Source organism: Ralstonia soli (assembly GCF_023955655.1).
Taxonomy (GTDB): Bacteria; Pseudomonadota; Gammaproteobacteria; order Burkholderiales; family Burkholderiaceae; genus Ralstonia; species Ralstonia soli.
In genome coordinates this window covers 521,737-538,995 of the sequence record NZ_JAMXHT010000004.1, presented here as the reverse complement: position 1 = coordinate 538,995, position 17,259 = coordinate 521,737, and the positions used below count along the sequence as shown (strand labels likewise).

Below are 17,259 nucleotides of genomic sequence, written 5' to 3'. Positions count from 1 at the left end.
TACAACCCTTGCAAAGAAGGGGAGGGACGTGGGCAATCCCACCTTTACACTCAGGTTAAAGCTCATCCTGACTTTCGGCACATCGATGGTTTTGATGGTTGCCGTCGGTTGTCTGGGCGCCTTCACTTTCCGGTATCTCGAACTGAACGCGCTGCCAAGATTTCAGCTTGCGTTGCAACTGCTGATCGGCGCTGCGGCACTGGCTTGCGGCGTGATGGGATATGGCGGTTACCACCTGCACCAGGTCATCTGTGGCGGACTGGAGCGGCAGCGCAGGAAATTCGCAGAGATTGCCAACACGCTGGATCTCACCAAGCGATCGTCGAGTCCGCGCATGGACGAGTTTGGACGTAGTGCGCGAGCGTTCGACACGCTGATGCGTCGCGTAGAAGATACCGTTTCTGTGGTTCAAGGTTCCTTGCTGGCAGTCAATACGGCGACGCGCGAAATTGCGATGGGTAATCACGACCTTTCCGCGCGCACGGAAGCGCAGGCCGCATCGTTGGAGAGAACCGCCTCCAGCATGGCCCAGCTCACCGAGACCGTAAAGTTGAACGCCGACAGTACGCGGCACGCGAGTGCGTTGGCGATGACTGCGATGCAAGCTGCCGAGGCTGGTAGTGCGGTGGTTGCTGAGATGGTTCGTACCATTGACAGCGTCAGCGGCAGTTCGGCCCGGATCTCTGACATTACGAGTGCCATCGAGGGGATCGCGTTTCAGACGAACATTCTGGCGCTCAATGCCTCAGTGGAGGCGGCGCGCGCCGGCGACTTGGGAAAGGGATTCTCCGTTGTCGCAGGAGAAGTCCGTGCTCTTGCGCAGCGCGCCGCCTCCGCGGCGAGGGAAATCAAAGACCTCATTTCTTCCTCTGTCGCGCTGATTCAGGCAAGCGCCCGGCAGGTCAATGAGGTGAGCGCATCGATGCGCGAGATCAAGGGTGTGGCCACGCAAGTCTCCGATACGGTAAGGAACGTCGCTGGAGCAACCGATGAACAGAGCCGCAATATCGAGCAGATCAATCAGGTCGTCGCACACATGGATCAGGTCACGCAGCAGAACGCAGCATTGGTCGAACAGACGGCGGCGGCGGCCGAGTCACTTGCAGAGCAGGCTGTTGCGCTGGGCGTAGCCGTCTCTCTGTTCAAGATCCACACTGGCGCTGCGCCTGCCGTCGAAATCCCAGTGGCCGAAGTGACGAAGCTCCGGTAGTGACCGCGATAGGCGCTTGCTCCAAGTTCGAGGTCAACTGATATCGGGGGCGATCCTCGCGAGCACCGGATCATCTTGTCCGGACGCTCGGGGTTTGTCGATTACGCCAGGAAGGTCCCGGTTGCACAGCCAGTCGGCTTGATGCGGCCGGCATGAGTGGGATCGCTGAAGCCGGGGAAAGCGTGCCGACATCATTCCCGTGCGGACCACCGACATCAATATCGCACCGGTCTTCGAGCCATACACTTCTCTGGTCTACTCGAGACAGTCCGTTAACGTGGAGACCGTCATCGTGGATGGACGTGTGCTTCGTCAGGGAGGGGCATTCACCGCGCTCGACGTCGACCAGTTCATCCGCGACGCAACGTCCACGGTATCGCGTGTGGGTAAGCATGCAGGTCTGGCCAGAGATGCCTCGCACAGCCCCGAAGTTTCCGCATCTGCGCCCGGTCAGTTCGAATGCGGGGCGGTGATGCGAGCACCGCCCCGCCTGCAGGTCAGGTGCGGTCGTACGAGAACTGGATGCCTGCGGTCCCGCCGGTCTGGATGAAGAGGTCAATGAAAGCTGGGACGGTTTCGCTGCGCGACCAGTCACGCTGCAATTCGCAGAACAGCTGTGCCACGCTGATCATCTTGCCGCCAGCCTGCTCGATGCGGCGCAGCGCAGCTTCGTGCGCTGCCACGGATGTGCCGCCTACAGCATCGACCACGACGTAGACCTCATAACCTTCCTTGAGGGCGTCTAGGGCGGGGAAGGTCAAGCACGCTTCCGTCCACAGGGCGGTCATGACCAGCTTCTTGCGCCCAGTAGCCTTCACTGCCGCGCGAAACTCCACGTCTTCCCAAGAGTTGATCGAAGTGCGGTCATATGTGGGGAAGTCGCCCAACACATTCCGTAGCTGGGGGATTGGCGGCTTGTTTAGGCCGGTCTTCACATTGACAGTGGAGTGCACGATCGGAAGCTTGTATGCAACCGCGGCACGCGACGTCCCCACAATGTTGTTGATGAGCAATTGGCGGTCCATCGAGGCGATGGAGTTCACCTGGACCGGTTGGTAGTCGATGATTACGAAGGCCGCATTTTGCGGCGTCAGCAGGTGGTCGTTTGCGGGATCGCGAATGGGTTCACTGGCCATGGTTATCTCCAGAGCAAGAGGTGGATTTCTGCTACACAGCGCTTCAGGACCGGCGCTACATGAACCGTGCGCGACATAGACCTGATTGATCGTCGACGATGCTTGACCCAGCAAATTGCAAGTCGGGGTTTCCGTCCTGCAAGTCTTGCTACCGCGCTTCGTGTCGAACGTCTAAAGGATAAGTGATACATCGGAACACGCGTGATAGTCATCCAGAAAACACGCTGTTCTCTATAAAAGAACGAGGCGCGTGGCTCGCGATTCGGGCTTGCTTGCACCGTGGCATTTGCTAGTCTTTGCTCAAACCATACGTGCGGAGGGCAGGAATGACGGACGACTTTTATGTGCTGGCGATCCTGTATGCCAAGACGGGGCGCGAGGCGGAACTGCGGGAAAAACTGCGCGCCGTGGTGGCGCCATCCCGCCGCGATGCGGGCAATCTGCGCTACGAGTTGTTCGAGCAACAGGATGACCCTCGGCGATTTGTTTTCGTCGAGCACTGGGGTAGCCCTGCTGCGCAGGAAGCCCACCACACGCAGTCCGATCACATCCGCCACTTTCAGGAGGAAGGCAGCGACGCGGTGGAGCGTATGGAAGTCTTCTACCGGATGAAACTTGTTGCCTGAGCCAAGGTCGTTGGGATAGGCGGCCGATGATGACCGAGCGCGTCGTGTTGCGGCGCCGGCGCGAAGTGGTTGGATGTCAAAACGGTGGGAGCCCTCCCTGCGGCGTTACAGCAGCCCACCGGACTCCTTCTGAATGTGGGTGGCGAGATAGTCAATCAACAGGCGCACCTTCGGTAGCAAGCCTCTGCGGGACGGGAAAACCGCATGAATGACCCCCCCTTTGGGAACCCAGCCGGGCAGGATGTCGATGAGGGTCCCATTGCGCAGATCCTCTTCGGCAACCATGCAAGGCAATTGAACGATACCCACGCCATGGAGCGCTGCGCGCCTCAGCGCGGTCATGTCGTCGGTGATGTACCGAGGTTGATGCCGCACCTGCGCTTGCATTCCCTCAGGGCCGACGAGGTTCCATATGTGATCGCGAGGCGGTCCCCAATCAAGGCTTGGCATGCCAGCCAGATCCGCAGGATGCGTAGGCAACTCACGGCCATCGAGCAGCGCAGGACAGGCGACAAGCCGCTGACGACTTTCGGAAAAAACCCGCATCACCAGATCACTGTCCTCCAACGGGGGGAAGCGCACGCGTAATGCGAAATCCAGACGTTCTCCGACGACGTCGACACGACGATTGGTTGCTTCTAGCTGCACCTGAATCTTCGGGTACTCGACCATGAACAGCGCCACCAATTCGGCGATGCGGTAGTCCAGCAATGCCGTCGGACAACTCATGCGCACGATGCCCTGTGGCTCGGAGCGCTCGCGTTCCATGACCTCGCGCGCCGCTTCTGCTTCTATCAAAACTCCGACACAGCGTTCATAGAATTCACGCCCGGTTTCCGTGACGGAAAAGTGCCGCGTGGTGCGCTGCAGAAGACGCACACCATACTGTTCCTCCAGCGCCGCAATGCGACGGCTCAGCTTGGATTTCGGTATGCCGAGCGCGAGACCCGCCTGCGTAAACCCGCCGTGCTCCACCACCTTGACGAAGTAATAGAGGTCGTTCAGGTCGTCCACGATTGTTCCTTCTATAGAACACAGACGGCATGTTACGGCACTACTAGGGCGGCTTTGGCGAATCTATGATGGCTTTCAAGCTTCGAATACCACTAAGAAATGCCATTCTTGCTAGCTATCGTCTGCTCCCGTCGAACCGTGTCTGCCAAGACTCGCCGTGGCGAAGGCTTAATTGGACACCACACGTCGGGTGCGAATTGATTGCTATGGAAAAAGCAGGCTGTGTTCTGATCTATTTTTTGCACCGGGGTATCGCGATAGCGAGCGTATGCCAGGCTGGGTACGCCGCGCCCGGCAGTGAACCACCGGCGCATCAAGCGCCCGAAGTCCTGCCCCGTAGCCTACTTCTTGCGCCTCGATTCGGCCGAAGGTTTTGATGCGGCAGCCGCCGTGCGTTCGTTGTGCAGCAACTGTGTCGTGGCAGCGAAATGCGCACTCAGCAATTCGCAGGCGCGGTCTGCGTCGTGAGCCAATATCGCCTTGACGATGCTCTGATGCTCGTCGGCGACATCCCGCAGCGGACTTCGTTCGCTGCGAAGCGATTGATGGCGGTACCGTGCAGATTGCGCACGCAAGACAGAAGCAAACTGCTTGAGCCACTTGGAGCGGCTACCGGACAGCAGCGTCGCATGAAAACAATCGTGTGCTCGCTCCCACGCTGGGTTCAAGCACTGGGGATGCCCTGGCAACGTCATCGGCAGACAGCTCATTTGATGAAACGCTGCGAGCACCGATCCTTCCCATTCAGCGCCACCTCGTTCGATGGCATCACGGAGCGCATCCGTTTCGATGCGTTGTCGGACCGCGGTGATGTCCTCCAGGTCTTCCTGGGAGATCGGCGTGACCCGAAAGCCTTTCTGATCTTTTGCTTCGACGAATCCGCTCATCGCAAGGCGCGACACGGCTTCGCGTAGCGGGATTGTGCCCGCCTGATAGCGCTCGGCCAGTTCGCGAATCTTCAACTTCGAGCCGGGTGGCAGCACGCCGGTCACGATGTCCTGCAGGATCACCTCGGTCAATGCCGAGGCCATTGTCCTAGAGCCATTGCTGTCGGCGGTTTCGTAACGGTCATCGTCCATAGGAGCTCCTCAGCACAAATTATATACATTCCTAGGGTTAACGATGCGAACAAAAAAATAGCTACGTTTGTGAGTTTTGTATATATTTTCGACAGGGCCGCCACACGTAGATAGGCCGGCGGCGTAGATGCCAACGCTTCTGACCAGCCCGCGTATGGGCTTCACGCTTCTGGCGTGACATCCAGCGCCGGGTACGGTTCACGCAAGACATTAGTCGGAGATGCTATGCAATATGTTCATTTTTCGCCGGACGGTCGGCGCAGGTTGCTCGGGGTGCTCGATGGCGAGACGATCCGAGAGATTGGTGAGATGACGCTTGAAGAGCTGCTTGCTGGCGGCGTTGATCTGAGGACATTCGGACGGACGCGCAGCGCCGGCGGTGCTGAATACGCCAGCGACTCGGTTTCGTTTTTGCCGCCGCTTACGCGCCCGGGCAAGGTCATTTGTGTCGGTTTGAACTACGCCGACCACACCAAGGAAAGTCCGTACGAGCAGCCGTCCTACCCGACCATTTTTCCCCGCTTCAATACGAGTCTGATCGGACATCAGGCGCCGATGATTCGGCCCCTCGTTTCCGATTCGCTTGATTTCGAGGGGGAGTTGGCCGTTGTCCTGGGCAATGGTGGCCGCCACATTCCGAAAAAGCACGCGCTCGCCTGTGTTGCGGGCTACTCCATCTTCAACGATGGCTCAGTGCGTGAGTACCAGTTCAAGTCGCCGCAATGGACCGTTGGCAAGAACTTCGATGGCACAGGGGCATTCGGCCCAGCTCTTGTGACCACCGACGAATTGCCGGAAGGAGGCGCCGGCCTGAAGCTGCAAACGCGCTTGAACGGCAAGGTGGTGCAGTCCGCGAATACGAAGGACATGTTGTTCGACGTGGCTTCACTCATTGCCATTCTTAGCGAGGCCATCACGCTGGAAGCAGGCGATGTGATCGTGAGCGGCACGCCGGCCGGTATCGGCTGGGCGCGCGAACCCAAGCTTCTCATGCGCCATGGGGACGTTTGCGAGGTGGAGATCGAGGGCCTCGGCGTCTTGAAGAACACGGTGCAGGACGAAGCCATTCGTGGTTGACGCAGGCACAGATTGAAAAAGATAGTTGGAGGAGACATGCGACAGATTCGAGTGCCTGTGTTTATTGTCGGTGCGGGCCCGACCGGGCTGGCGGCCACCTGCCTGCTGGCCACTCAAGGCATTGAGACCTTGACGATCACCCGTTATCCCGGAACAGCAAATTCCCCGCGCGCCCACATTACGAACCAGCGCACCATGGAGGTGTTCCGCGATCTCGGTATTGAGGACCGCGTGCTGCAGGCCGCCACACCGTCCCAATTCATGAGCAACAATGTCTGGGCCACCAGCTTTGCCGGGACCGAGATTGCTCGCCTGCAGACGTGGGGGACCGGGCCCGAACGGAAGGTCGACTACGACCTGGCCAGCCCTTGCGGCATGTGCAATATTCCGCAGCACTTGATGGAGCCCATCTTGCTCGACGTCGCACGTGAGCGCGGCGGCAAGTTCCTCTTCAACACCGAGCTGATCTCGATGCGGCAGGACGCCGATGCCGTGTACTCAGTTTGCCGGGACCGTATCACCGGAGAGGAACTCGAGGTTGTATCGGACTATGCAATCGGTGGGGACGGCGACAACAGTGTGGTCGTCAAGGAGATCGGCTTCCCGACCGAAGGCCAAATGGGTCTCGGCGCGGCCGTCAATGTCTGGCTGGAAGCGGACCTGAGCAAGTACACAGCACATCGTCCTGGCGTGCTGTATTGGATGACGCAACCTGGCAACAACTATTGGGTTGGCAGTGGCACGTGGATCAGCGTGCGTCCGTGGAATGAATGGGTGCTGCTGTTCATGTACGACCCATCCCAAGGGGAGCCTGACCTGAGCGAAGCGGCTGTCGCCGAACGCGCGCGCGCCACCATTGGCGACCCTGACATACCGGTCAAGATCAAGGCCGTATCGAAATGGACCATCAATCAGGTGGTGGCCAAGAACATGAACAAGGGGCGCGTGCTCATCGCTGGCAACGCTGCTCATCGCCATCCACCGGCGAACGGTCTGGGAACAAACACCTGCGTTCAAGATGCCTTCAACCTGGCGTGGAAGCTTGCGCTGGTCGTCAAGGGGAAGGCGGGTGTAGCGCTACTCGATACCTATACGCAGGAGCGGCAGCCTGTCGGTGAGCAAGTGGTGGCCCGGGCGATGAAGTCTGTGCGCGACATGCTGCCGATTTCCGATGCGTTGGGTTTTGCGCCTGGGCAGGACGAGGCCGCAGGCTGGGCTAACGTCGACGATTTGTTCAGCGACAGCGCACATGGGCGCGAGCGCCGCAAAGTGTTGAGCGAGGCGGTGGACCTGCAGAACTACCAGTTCAACTGCCATGGCGTGGAGTTGGGGCAAGTCTACAGATCGAATGCGATCGTGCGTGACGAGATGCCGCGTCCGGCGCCCGAGCGCGACCCGGAACTGTACTACCAAGCAACGACCTATCCTGGCGCGAGCTTGCCTCATGCGTGGTTGCAACGCGGCCAGCAAAAGCTCTCGACGCTCGACCTGGTTGGCCGCGGGCGGTTCACATTGCTCACAGGCGTGGGCGGTTCCGCCTGGCGTGACGCGGCAAGCCGGGTTGCCGAGAAGGTTGGAGTGGATATCGACGTCGTGTCGATTGGTGGTCCGAAGTGCGACGCCCAGGATGTCTATGGCCGCTGGCACAAGCTGTCCGGTATCAGCGACAGCGGATGCCTGCTGGTTCGCCCCGATCGTCATGTCGCATGGCGCGAGAACGAGCTCGGCACCCACGGAGAGCCGGTCGATTGCCTTGAGCAAGTCATGCGGCAGGTGCTTGCGCTGCCGGCGTGAGTCGCGACGAAGGAGAACCCTATGTCCTGGAATCAACCTGGTGAATCGCGCTATGGCGTTCATTCGATCGACCATTTCGCACTCGAAGTGCCGTCCCTTGGACAAGCGAGCAATTTCTTCACGAGCTTCGGTCTCAATGTGGAGCATCGAGGCGGGCAACTCGAGCTGCGGACTTTCGGTAATCCCCATATCTGGGCGCGCATCTACGAGGGGCCGCGGAAGCGGCTGGCCTATCTGAGCCTGAACTGCTACGCAGATGAGTTCGACACGCTGGTGGCGCAGGTTCGGGCCAACGACGCACGGCCGGCGCCGGCAGAGGCCTACGTTAGCGGGGAGGGGCACTGGTTTGTCGACCCCGATGGCAACCTGATCCAGATAAGGATCGGCCCAAAGACCACGCTAAGCGCTCTTGCACCTCGCGTGGATTCGCCCCCCCGGGCGGGCCAGCGCAGCGTGCACGGACATCGTGACGCAAAAACCGTGACCCCGCGCAGACTGTCCCACGTGTTGATGTTCAGCTCGGACATCAACCGTTCCATCGTCTTTTATTGCGATGTGCTCGGTCTGCGTTTGTCGGACCGCTCACGCGACTTGGTGGCCTTCATGCACGCGCGCCACGGCAGCGACCACCATCTCATCGCCTTTGCTGCCAGCGATGCCAAGGGTTGGCATCACAGTGCTTGGGACGTGGCTGGGGTCGACGAGGTCGGGCTTGGTGCTGCCCAGATGTGCAAGGCCGGCTATACGGAAGGGTGGGGTACCGGGCGCCATGTGCTTGGCTCCAACTACTTCTACTATGTGCGCGACCCTTGGGGCTCTTTCGCCGAATACTCGGCTGATATCGACTTCGTGCCGCCAGGCGCGAACTGGCCGGCGGGGGACCACCCCCCGGAGGACTCGCTCTACCTCTGGGGGCCGGATGTGCCTCCCTATTTCATCCTGAATACCGAGGCGGACGCGGCCTAGTCACCGCCCCTCTTTTCCTGCGACGCAACCGTGTGGAGGAAGCCGGATAGCTCCGGCCTCCCCGGCTTTCGTGCGCGCTGAAGGATTACGCATGAAGCGAATTTTCAACATCTTCATTTCCGGATTGCCGCTCATTGTCATTTCCGGATTGCTCTACGCCGGCCTGTTCATCAAGCCCAAACCATTTGGGGGGCATTTGCCGCCACCGTTGTTCGAGCGCGATGACAGGTTCTACGGTATCACCACGGCGCCCGAGCACACCGTGTGGCTCGTTGGTGCTCACGGCAGGGTGATGCGCAGTGACGATGCTGCGCACACTTGGCGTAGTCAGGCCTCGCACGTATTGGAAAACCTCCAAGACGTTGCTGCGTGGGATGCCCAGCGCGCCGTTGCCGTGGGCGATCAAGGGGTCGTCGTCGCAACGCAGGATGGCGGTGCCACTTGGCGAGAAATCAACGTGCCGCACTCGGGCATTGCCAACAAGCTTGTACGCGTCAAGACAGTGTCGGGCGGAGCGGCGTGGGCAGTCGGGGAGGGGGGACTCGCGTTGCGCTCGTCCGACTATGGGGCGACTTGGGTGCGGGTTGGCACCGATGAAGACGTCTCCTGGAACGACATTGCTGTCCTCGACCAGCAAGGGTGGCGCGTCGGGGAATTCGGACGGATCGAGAAGTCGGTTGATGGTGGTGCGAGCTGGGTTGCACAGACCAGCCCGATCAAGGTGAGCCTGATGGCCGTTGCTTTTCGCGATGAGCGCAACGGCGTGGCGGTTGGCCTCGGAGGCACGGTGCTGACGACGAACGATGGCGGACAGCGCTGGCATTTGGAGACGCAGGTCACCCCCGAGCACTTGTTCGACGTGATCTGGGACGGCCAACGCTGGCTCACGGTCGGCGACAAAGGCGTGGTGCTGGTCGGTGACATCGACGGGCATCTGTGGCGTCAGACACGCGGTGCTACCGCGGACCGCGACTGGCATACCAAGGTCGCTGCGGGCGCCGAGCACTACTACTTCAGTGGCACACAGCCGCTGGTGACAGAAAAGCATGCGCTGTAGGGCGCGTCATTCGTCCAATCAGCAGGAGACGATGGTGGAGAACATGATTTCGAATCAGCTCGAGCGTTTTGTCGAGCTGTGCATACGCCGCCGCAAGTATGTGGTGGCTGCGTTCAGCGTGCTCACGCTGGTGATGGCTGCCTTTGCGGCGCGTGTGAATATCAAGACGGTATTTGAAGACTTGTTGCCGCAAGGACACGCGTACATCAAGGTTCATAACGAATTCCGACAGGCGTTCGGCAGCTCCAACATGGTGAGCATCATGCTCGAAGCCGAGCATGGCGATGTCTTCAACCCCGTGCTGCTTGGCAAGGTGAAGGCGATCACCACGGCGCTGCAGCAGGTGGATGGTGTCAATCAGTTTCAGATTGTTTCGCTGGCCTCGAAGAAGCTCAAGGAGATCCGAGGATCCACCGATGCCATCGACATGCGCCCGATCATGTGGCCGGACGTGCCTGAAACACCGGCAGGCCTCACTCAGTTGCGAGAGGCGGTGCTCAATAATCCGCTGGTCTACGGCGCCTATGTTTCGCATGATCTGAAAGCGACGCTCATCACAGTCGATTTCTACGAAGGGGCAGCGGACTATCGCAAGATATTCCCGCAGATCATGAAGATCGCTGACGCGAATCGCGGTGACGGCGTCGTGGTGCGTGTGGCGGGCGAGCCGATTCTCTACGGCTGGGTCAATCACTATCTGCCGGAGACGCTTCATATCTTTCTGGTGACGGTCGCGTGTCTGGTGGCGCTGCTCTTCATCGCGGCGCGGACCTGGCGCGGCACGGTGCTCCCGCTACTGGCCGGTTTGACAAGCGCCATCTGGGCACTGGGCACAGCCAGCCTGATCGGCTTCAATCTCGACCCGTTGGTCATCGTGATCGCATTCCTGATCACGGCACGTGCGATCTCGCATTCGGTGCAGTTGGTATCGCGCTTCGATGACGAATTGGAAAGCGGTGCACCGACCACCGCGGCAGCGGCCCGGGCCGCCATGCTGCAGCTATTCAAGCCAGGCATGCTCGGTGTCGTGGCTGATGCAGGTTGCATGATCGTGGTGGTGCTCACGCCGATTCCGCTGATGCACAAGGTGTCAATCATCGGGTCGGTTTGGGTCATGACCATCGCGTTGAGCGCCTGCGTGATGACGCCGGTTTTGCTCTCGTGGATTCGCCGTCCGCAAGGTCACGCCCATCGATTCGACGTATCGCCTGTTCTACGCCGCATCCTGGCGTTTGCCGTGCGCATCGTCACGTCTCGCGCACGCTACGCGGTGTTGAGCTGCGCGGCGCTCATGTTTGTCGTCTCAGGCATTTACGCATTCAAGTTGAATGTCGGCGATGCGGAGCCGGGTTCGCCGATCCTCTGGCAGAACTCCACGTACAACCGCGATTCAGCTGCCATCAATCACCAGTTTCAAGGCGCCGACCGCATGTACGCCGTGGTGTCCGGCGAAACGCCCGGTGCCATCAAGGACCCCGCGGTGCTGCGCACGATGAGCGCGATGCAGCGCTATATGGCGGCACAACCGGAAATTGGCGGCAGCCTGTCGTTGGCCGACGTGATACCCGCGGTCAAGCGTGTGCTGCGCGAAGGTAATCCGCGTTATCAAGATATTGGCCGCACCGCGCAGGAAAACGGCGAATTGATGTACATGCTGGCTTCGGGATCCGACCCGGGCGACATGACGAGATTCCTCGACGCCCAGGCTCGCAATGCCTCCGTGACGTTCTTCTTTCGCGACCACCGCGGTGAGAGCATCCGTACCGCGATTGAGCGCCTGAAAACCTTCATTGCCGACCATCCTCTTGCGAACGCGCATTACGAACTGGCCGGTGGTCTGATCGGCGTGCTGGCCGCTGTCAACGAGGTCATTCTCTCGGGCCAGATCGAAAGTATTGCGCTGGCGTTGCTGGTGCTGATCGTCTGCTGCGCAGTGGCGTATCGCTCTGCCATGGCAGGACTGTTCTTCATGGTGCCGGTCGCGCTGTCCAACACCGTGACGTTCAGCTACATGGCTTGGAAAGGCATCGGCATGAATCTGAGCACGCTTCCCGTGGCGGCACTCGGTATCGGGCTCGGGGTGGACTACGCCTTCTACATCGTCGACGGGATTCGAGAAGAACTTGAACACCACGACGATCTGGTTCAAGCCATCGTGACCTCGCTCGGGACTGCCGGCAAGGGCGTTCTGATCACGGCTTCCACCCTGACCGTCAGCGTTGTGCTCTGGTGTACCTCGTCGCTTCGATTCCAGGCCGATATGGGCATTCTCATGGCCATATGGCTCTGCATTTCCGCCCTCAGCGCGCTCTTTCTCATGCCCGCGATGGTGTACGTGTTCCGGCCCCGCTTCATCGTGGGAGATGCGTTCTCGGCGGCACAGCGAGCCCCTACCGCCGAAGTGCCCGCAGAAAACCCGGCGTGAATTTGCTCGGGAATTCGCCGGCGTGAACCACTCGGCCTGATGGATACAAAGAAAAAATCAATTAACGGAGGAGACCTTATGAAACATGGCGTTTATGCGAGCCGCAAGCGGTTGACGCGGCCGGTTCTGAAGCAGATTCCCGCAATCCTGGTCGGTCTGGGGATCGGTTGCGGGCAGATTTATGCAGCCGAAGCGGAGGTGGGCAAACTCGCGCCCGCGTCGGCTGAGGCTTCGGCGAGCCAAACGTCGTCAGGTGATGCTGGAGGGGGGCTGACCCCGGGTAGCGAGAACAGCTTCCATCTGGGGGGGTATGTGCGTACCTGGGCATCATGGAACCTGCAGAACCATCCCGAGATTCCTCAAAGCAGTGCAGGTTCGCTTCAGATGCTGCGTGGTTCGCTATCGCTCAACGCAGATGCGACGACAGGCCCCTTGAAGTGGAAGGCCATCGGGCGTGCTGACCAGGAAGTCAACACCTCATACCAACGCAATCTCGAAGAGGCCAACCGTAGCAACTCACCGGGGGGACCCGGCAGCAATTTACTGGGCCAGTACAAGCAAGCCGAGCTTCGCGAATTCTATGTGGACGCAGACCCGACCGATCGGTTGCACGTTCGCCTCGGCAAGCAGCAGATCGTCTGGGGCGAGACGGACTTCTTCCACCCGACGGATCTGATTCAAGGGTTCGATTACCGTTGGCGCTCGTTCCTTGAGAGCGACAACGATGAACTGCGCAAGCCGCTGTGGTTGATCAATACCAAATTGGACGTGCCTGAAGCCAATGGCGCGCTGCAGTTGGTGCTCCGACCAGGCATCGACCGGGAGCGAGATATTGGCAACAGCTATGACCTGTATGGTGGCCGCTGGGCTGCTCAACCATTCAAGGGCGTGGATTTCCTTGCGCCTGGCTTCCTCACCTACGACTATCGGCACCCCGCCGGCGACACCCATACGCCCACGGGCGGTGTGCGATGGACGGGCATTGCCGGGCCCGTCAACTATGCGATCTCGTACCTGAAGACGTACAAACCAGATCCTGTCGTCAACTCCGCCTTTGCGCCATATCAGAAACGGCCGACCGGAGCGCTGGGTGATTTCTTCTTTCCCAAGATGGATGTGTACGACGTCAGCGTGAGCGGACAGATTCCTCAACTGGATGCAGTGGTGACGGGCGAGATCGCCTATCAGCGTAACGTTGCCTACAACGTCGGTACCAACTTCCTGAATGGCGCGCTCCCTGGCTTTGGTGGCCTCATTCGCAAGGATGCAGTGCTGACCACCTTGCGCTTCGACAAGCAGCTCCGCCTCATGGAGCTGCTTGGCACCAATCAAGCCTCGTTCTTCTCGTTGCAGGTGTTCGACACGTGGCTGCCAGGCTTCAAGCGATCCGACGACATCGTCGAACAAGCGGGCTTTGGGGCACCGCTGCGCGAGCACACCACGCTGGTCACCGCATTCATCCAGCTCAACTACATGAACAGCCGGCTCAACCCCGGGTTGGCCGTCGGTATGGATGCCAGCAATGGCGATGCTTTCGTCATTCCAAGTATTTCGTATCAGTTCGGTAACCACTGGCGTTTGCTCGCAGAAGCCGACGTCTTCTTCCCGAAACACAGCAAGAAACCTGGCCAGGTGGAGATGGCGGCCCACGGCCTGGCTGACTTCACCCACAACAGCCAGTTCATGGTGCGCGCCACCTATCAGTTTTAAACCAGAACGGAATTAGGAGACCTCTGATGAAGATTCGTTTGAAAACCATGCCCACCGCCATGCTCGCGCTTGCCTGCGTGTTGGGAGCCTCTGCCACGTTCGCTGCCGAATTGCCGGAAGGCACCGTGGTCGAAAAAGCCAACCTCGACAAGATCAAGAACGACACGTTCGAGGGGCATACGATCGCCAGCCTGTTGACCGAAAAACTGGAGTGGCAGATTCGCAATTGGAATCTCAAGCTGCCGCTCAGTCACGCGAAGCCGGTTCCGCTTGATTCGCGATACATCGAGTCGACCAAGAAATATGCGAGCCAGGTGAAGTACGACGCCAAGACGCGCGAGGTGACGGGCTGGGTTGCCGGCGTGCCGTTTCCTAACGTAGCAGCGAGCGACCCCGACGCCGGCGAGAAGTTGATCTGGAACTTCTACTACGCCTCGCCCGAGGGTGATGTGGCCAATAACAAGGCGACCTATCTTCTGATCAGCGGCGAGAAGGGGCTGGAGCAAACGCAAGACTGGCTCTTCATGCGCTACTACCTAAAGGGGCGCCTGGGTGGGGATGCGCCGGTAGTGGGCGATGGCACCACCCTGACCAAGACGTTGTTCGTTGCCACTGCGCCGGAGGACATTCGGGGCTTGGGAACCTTCACGGTTCGCTATGACAACGGCAAGCTGGAAGATAGTTGGGCGTATATCCGATCGGCCCGCCGGACCCGACGCCTCTCGGGGGGCGCCTGGATGGACCCCATTGGCGGCCTCGATCAACTCAATGACGATATCTACATCTGGAACGCACGCCCGTCGTGGTATCGCCAGATCAAACTCATCGGACGCCGGTGGATTTTGGCCAGCAGCGACGCCAAGCTTGGGTACAACCCGTCGAAGAAGGGCACGCCGGAAGAGTGGCCGACGGTCGATCTGAAGGAAGCGCCGTATTGGAATCCGGTCCAGAAATGGCAGCCGCGTGAAGTCTGGGTAATCGAGGCGACACCGCCGGCAGAGCATCCTTACAGCAAGAAGATCGTCTACATGGACGTCAATTACCCGCGCCTGTACATGGGCGAGGCGTATGACAAGAAGGGCGAGTTCTGGAAGTTCTTCAACTTCCACATGCGCCCGACGGCGGCGCAAGACGGCATTCGCTACGTCTCTTCTGTTCAGGGCGAAACCATCGACTTCAAGGCCAAGCACGCATCCATCTTTCTCTTCCGCGACTACAAGCTGAACGAGAAATCGGTCAAGGAAGGCGATGTCTCGCTGAGTGCGCTTGAGACGATCGCCCGATAGTTGTTCGCCCGCCGCACTGCCGTCCATGGTGTGACGCAAAAGAACGGATGGCGGTAGTGCGCTGATTCCCTGAAACGGAATGAGTAAGAGAGCAGAAATGAGTCTTCTGGAAGACCCAAAATCGCGCATTTCGCGTCGTGATTTTCTGCGCGCGGGCGGCGCAGGTGCCACGGCGACAACGCTTGGCATGCTGTCGCTCGGCGCGAGCGGCGCACCGGCCAAGATGCATTGGCATCAGCAGGCCGATGTCATCGTCGTTGGTGGAGGAGCTTCGGCTGCAGTGGCAGCGCTGACGGCAAGTAAGCAGGGCGCGCAGGTTGTGATGCTGGAGAAGTCGCCCGTGTTTGGTGGTACGTCGGCGAAGTCGGCAGGCATGTTCTGGATCCCTGACAACTTCCATATGCGGGAGAAAGGGTTGCCGGATCCGAAGCCGGACTTCATCGCGTATTGCGTCAAATATTCGTACCCGCACCTGTACAACCCCAAGTCGCCGACGTTGGGCGTGTCAAAGGACATCTACGACCTGATTGCTGCCTACTACGACCATGGCTCTCCGATGGTCGACATGCTGAGGTCCACGGGTGCGTTGCGCGTCGGCCGATTCCATATCCTGCCGGAGGGCGAGGCACAGGATTTGCCCGATTACTTCGAACACGGCGCCGAAAACAAGGCACCACGCGGCCGCGGTCTTGGCGCCAGAAAGGCTGACGGCACGCTCGGTTTTGGTAGCGAGCTGATGGGGCAACTCAAGGCAAAGATCGATCAACTTGGCATTCCCGTGTTGACCAGCCATCGTGTCACGCAGTTGGTGACGAACGCGAAAGGCGAAGTGGTCGGGGTGCTGGCCGACACCGATGACGGCCAAGTGGCCGTACGCGCTCAGCGAGGCGTGATCTTTGCGACAGGCGGCTACTCCTATAACCGAGAGCTGCTGAATCTGTATCAGAGCGGCCCGGTCTATGGCGGCTGCGGTGTGCCGACCTGTACGGGCGACTTCATTGCGATCGCGAGCGCCGTTGGCGCGAAGCTCGGCAACATGGGTGGAGCCTGGCGTGCAGAGATCGTGCTGGAAGAGGCGATCCAGTACATCAGCGTGCCCAACGATGTGTGGCAGCCCCAAGGCGACAGCATGGTTGTCGTCAACAAATACGGCCGGCGCATTTTCAACGAGAAACGCAATTACCACGACCGTGCGCGCGCGCATCATGATTACGATCCGAACAACGCTGAGTATCCAAACCAGCTCACGTTCATGATCTACGATCAGCGCACCGCGGAGCTTTACGGCGGCAATCATCCGCTGCCGGAGAAGCCGAACGGCGCACCGTACGTCATCTCGGGCAATACCCTCGCGGAACTCGCCGCTGCCATCGACGCGCGCCTGGTCGCACTGGCTGCCCATACCGGGAACATCCGCTTGGCGCCGATATTTGCGCAGCAACTGGACCAAACCGTTGCGCGCTTCAATGCGTTTGCACAGGCAGGCCGCGATGAAGATTTCCAGCGCGGAGAATTCGCCTACGACATCGACTACCAGCCGATCTTTGGCTTGCCGCGCAAAGGCACGCGCTGGGGAGATGAAGCGGGCAAGAATCCGCTTCTATACCCGCTCCAGGCGCAGGGCCCGTACTACTGCATCATCCTTGCGCCCGGTACGCTCGATACGAATGGCGGCCCGGTGATCAATGCTCATGCGCAGGTGATGCGTGCTGATGGCTCGCCCATTCCGGGGCTGTATGGGGCCGGTAACTGTATCGCCAGTCCCGCGCACAACACGTACTGGGCGGGTGGTTGCACATTGGGCAGCGGTATGACGTTTGGTTATCTCGCCGGCCTTCGTGCTAGCCAGGAAGCGGTCAAGCTCGCTTGAAGCGCAGTT

13 protein-coding genes are annotated in these 17,259 nt (G+C 59.8%); 10 read left to right on the top strand and 3 right to left on the bottom strand.

What is annotated here, in order from left to right:
* The first annotated feature begins 28 nt into the window (after nt 1-28).
* A complete protein-coding gene (locus NG900_RS12785) occupies nt 29-1,210 on the top strand; it encodes a methyl-accepting chemotaxis protein (RefSeq protein ID WP_252680734.1) in 1,182 nt (393 codons plus the stop codon).
* A gap of 497 nt (nt 1,211-1,707) precedes the next feature.
* Here the strand turns inward: NG900_RS12785 and NG900_RS12780 are convergent, their stop codons facing one another.
* Nucleotides 1,708-2,346: a hydrolase gene (locus NG900_RS12780; RefSeq protein WP_252680732.1), complete on the bottom strand. Its 639-nt coding sequence runs from the start codon at nt 2,344-2,346 to the stop codon at nt 1,708-1,710.
* A gap of 326 nt (nt 2,347-2,672) precedes the next feature.
* Between NG900_RS12780 and NG900_RS12775 the strand changes: the two genes are divergently transcribed.
* Nucleotides 2,673-2,972: a putative quinol monooxygenase gene (locus NG900_RS12775; RefSeq protein ID WP_252680730.1), complete on the top strand. Its 300-nt coding sequence runs from the start codon at nt 2,673-2,675 to the stop codon at nt 2,970-2,972.
* A 105-nt stretch (nt 2,973-3,077) separates the two neighbouring features.
* Here NG900_RS12775 and NG900_RS12770 read toward each other — a convergent pair whose 3' ends face one another.
* Both NG900_RS12770 and NG900_RS12765 read right to left on the bottom strand, forming a co-directional pair.
* Entirely contained in the window at nt 3,078-3,986 is a 909-nt protein-coding gene (locus NG900_RS12770; RefSeq protein WP_252680728.1) for a LysR substrate-binding domain-containing protein, read from the bottom strand.
* A 341-nt stretch (nt 3,987-4,327) separates the two neighbouring features.
* The gene (locus NG900_RS12765; RefSeq protein ID WP_252680726.1) at nt 4,328-5,065 is read right to left on the bottom strand and encodes a GntR family transcriptional regulator; all 738 of its coding nucleotides are present in this window, start codon (nt 5,063-5,065) and stop codon (nt 4,328-4,330) included.
* A gap of 225 nt (nt 5,066-5,290) precedes the next feature.
* Between NG900_RS12765 and NG900_RS12760 the strand changes: the two genes are divergently transcribed.
* From NG900_RS12760 to NG900_RS12725, 8 genes are all read left to right on the top strand, one after another.
* Nucleotides 5,291-6,142: a fumarylacetoacetate hydrolase family protein gene (locus tag NG900_RS12760; protein WP_252680724.1), complete on the top strand. Its 852-nt coding sequence runs from the start codon at nt 5,291-5,293 to the stop codon at nt 6,140-6,142.
* A gap of 36 nt (nt 6,143-6,178) precedes the next feature.
* Nucleotides 6,179-7,936, top strand: coding sequence for an FAD-dependent monooxygenase (locus NG900_RS12755; protein WP_252680722.1), 1,758 nt, complete (start codon nt 6,179-6,181; stop codon nt 7,934-7,936).
* 21 nt (nt 7,937-7,957) lie between these two features.
* The gene (locus tag NG900_RS12750) at nt 7,958-8,902 is read left to right on the top strand and encodes a VOC family protein (RefSeq protein WP_252680720.1); all 945 of its coding nucleotides are present in this window, start codon (nt 7,958-7,960) and stop codon (nt 8,900-8,902) included.
* Between the two features lie 91 nt (nt 8,903-8,993).
* A complete protein-coding gene (locus tag NG900_RS12745) occupies nt 8,994-9,959 on the top strand; it encodes a sialidase family protein (protein WP_252680718.1) in 966 nt (321 codons plus the stop codon).
* A gap of 31 nt (nt 9,960-9,990) precedes the next feature.
* Nucleotides 9,991-12,384: an efflux RND transporter permease subunit gene (locus NG900_RS12740; protein WP_252680716.1), complete on the top strand. Its 2,394-nt coding sequence runs from the start codon at nt 9,991-9,993 to the stop codon at nt 12,382-12,384.
* A 78-nt stretch (nt 12,385-12,462) separates the two neighbouring features.
* On the top strand, nt 12,463-14,094 hold the full coding sequence (locus NG900_RS12735) for a DUF1302 family protein (RefSeq protein ID WP_252680714.1): 1,632 nt from the start codon (nt 12,463-12,465) through the stop codon (nt 14,092-14,094).
* Nucleotides 14,095-14,120: 26 nt separating this feature from the next.
* Nucleotides 14,121-15,380: a DUF1329 domain-containing protein gene (locus tag NG900_RS12730; protein ID WP_252680712.1), complete on the top strand. Its 1,260-nt coding sequence runs from the start codon at nt 14,121-14,123 to the stop codon at nt 15,378-15,380.
* Nucleotides 15,381-15,477: 97 nt separating this feature from the next.
* Nucleotides 15,478-17,250 carry an FAD-dependent oxidoreductase gene (locus tag NG900_RS12725; RefSeq protein WP_252680710.1) on the top strand — a complete coding sequence of 591 codons (1,773 nt, stop codon included), beginning with the start codon at nt 15,478-15,480 and terminating at the stop codon, nt 17,248-17,250.
* Nucleotides 17,251-17,259 lie beyond the last annotated feature (9 nt).

Bases quoted from the DNA above. Each gene is read 5' to 3' on its own strand.
- NG900_RS12745 (WP_252680718.1), top strand. From the start codon at position 8,994: ATGAAGCGAATTTTCAACATCTTCATTTCCGGATTGCCGCTCATTGTC.
- NG900_RS12780 (WP_252680732.1), bottom strand. From the start codon at position 2,346: ATGGCCAGTGAACCCATTCGCGATCCCGCAAACGACCACCTGCTGACG.
- NG900_RS12775 (WP_252680730.1), top strand. From the start codon at position 2,673: ATGACGGACGACTTTTATGTGCTGGCGATCCTGTATGCCAAGACGGGG.
- NG900_RS12730 (WP_252680712.1), top strand. From the start codon at position 14,121: ATGAAGATTCGTTTGAAAACCATGCCCACCGCCATGCTCGCGCTTGCC.
- NG900_RS12750 (WP_252680720.1), top strand. From the start codon at position 7,958: ATGTCCTGGAATCAACCTGGTGAATCGCGCTATGGCGTTCATTCGATC.
- NG900_RS12740 (WP_252680716.1), top strand. From the start codon at position 9,991: ATGGTGGAGAACATGATTTCGAATCAGCTCGAGCGTTTTGTCGAGCTG.
- NG900_RS12725 (WP_252680710.1), top strand. From the start codon at position 15,478: ATGAGTCTTCTGGAAGACCCAAAATCGCGCATTTCGCGTCGTGATTTT.
- NG900_RS12735 (WP_252680714.1), top strand. From the start codon at position 12,463: ATGAAACATGGCGTTTATGCGAGCCGCAAGCGGTTGACGCGGCCGGTT.
- NG900_RS12755 (WP_252680722.1), top strand. From the start codon at position 6,179: ATGCGACAGATTCGAGTGCCTGTGTTTATTGTCGGTGCGGGCCCGACC.
- NG900_RS12765 (WP_252680726.1), bottom strand. From the start codon at position 5,065: ATGGACGATGACCGTTACGAAACCGCCGACAGCAATGGCTCTAGGACA.
- NG900_RS12760 (WP_252680724.1), top strand. From the start codon at position 5,291: ATGCAATATGTTCATTTTTCGCCGGACGGTCGGCGCAGGTTGCTCGGG.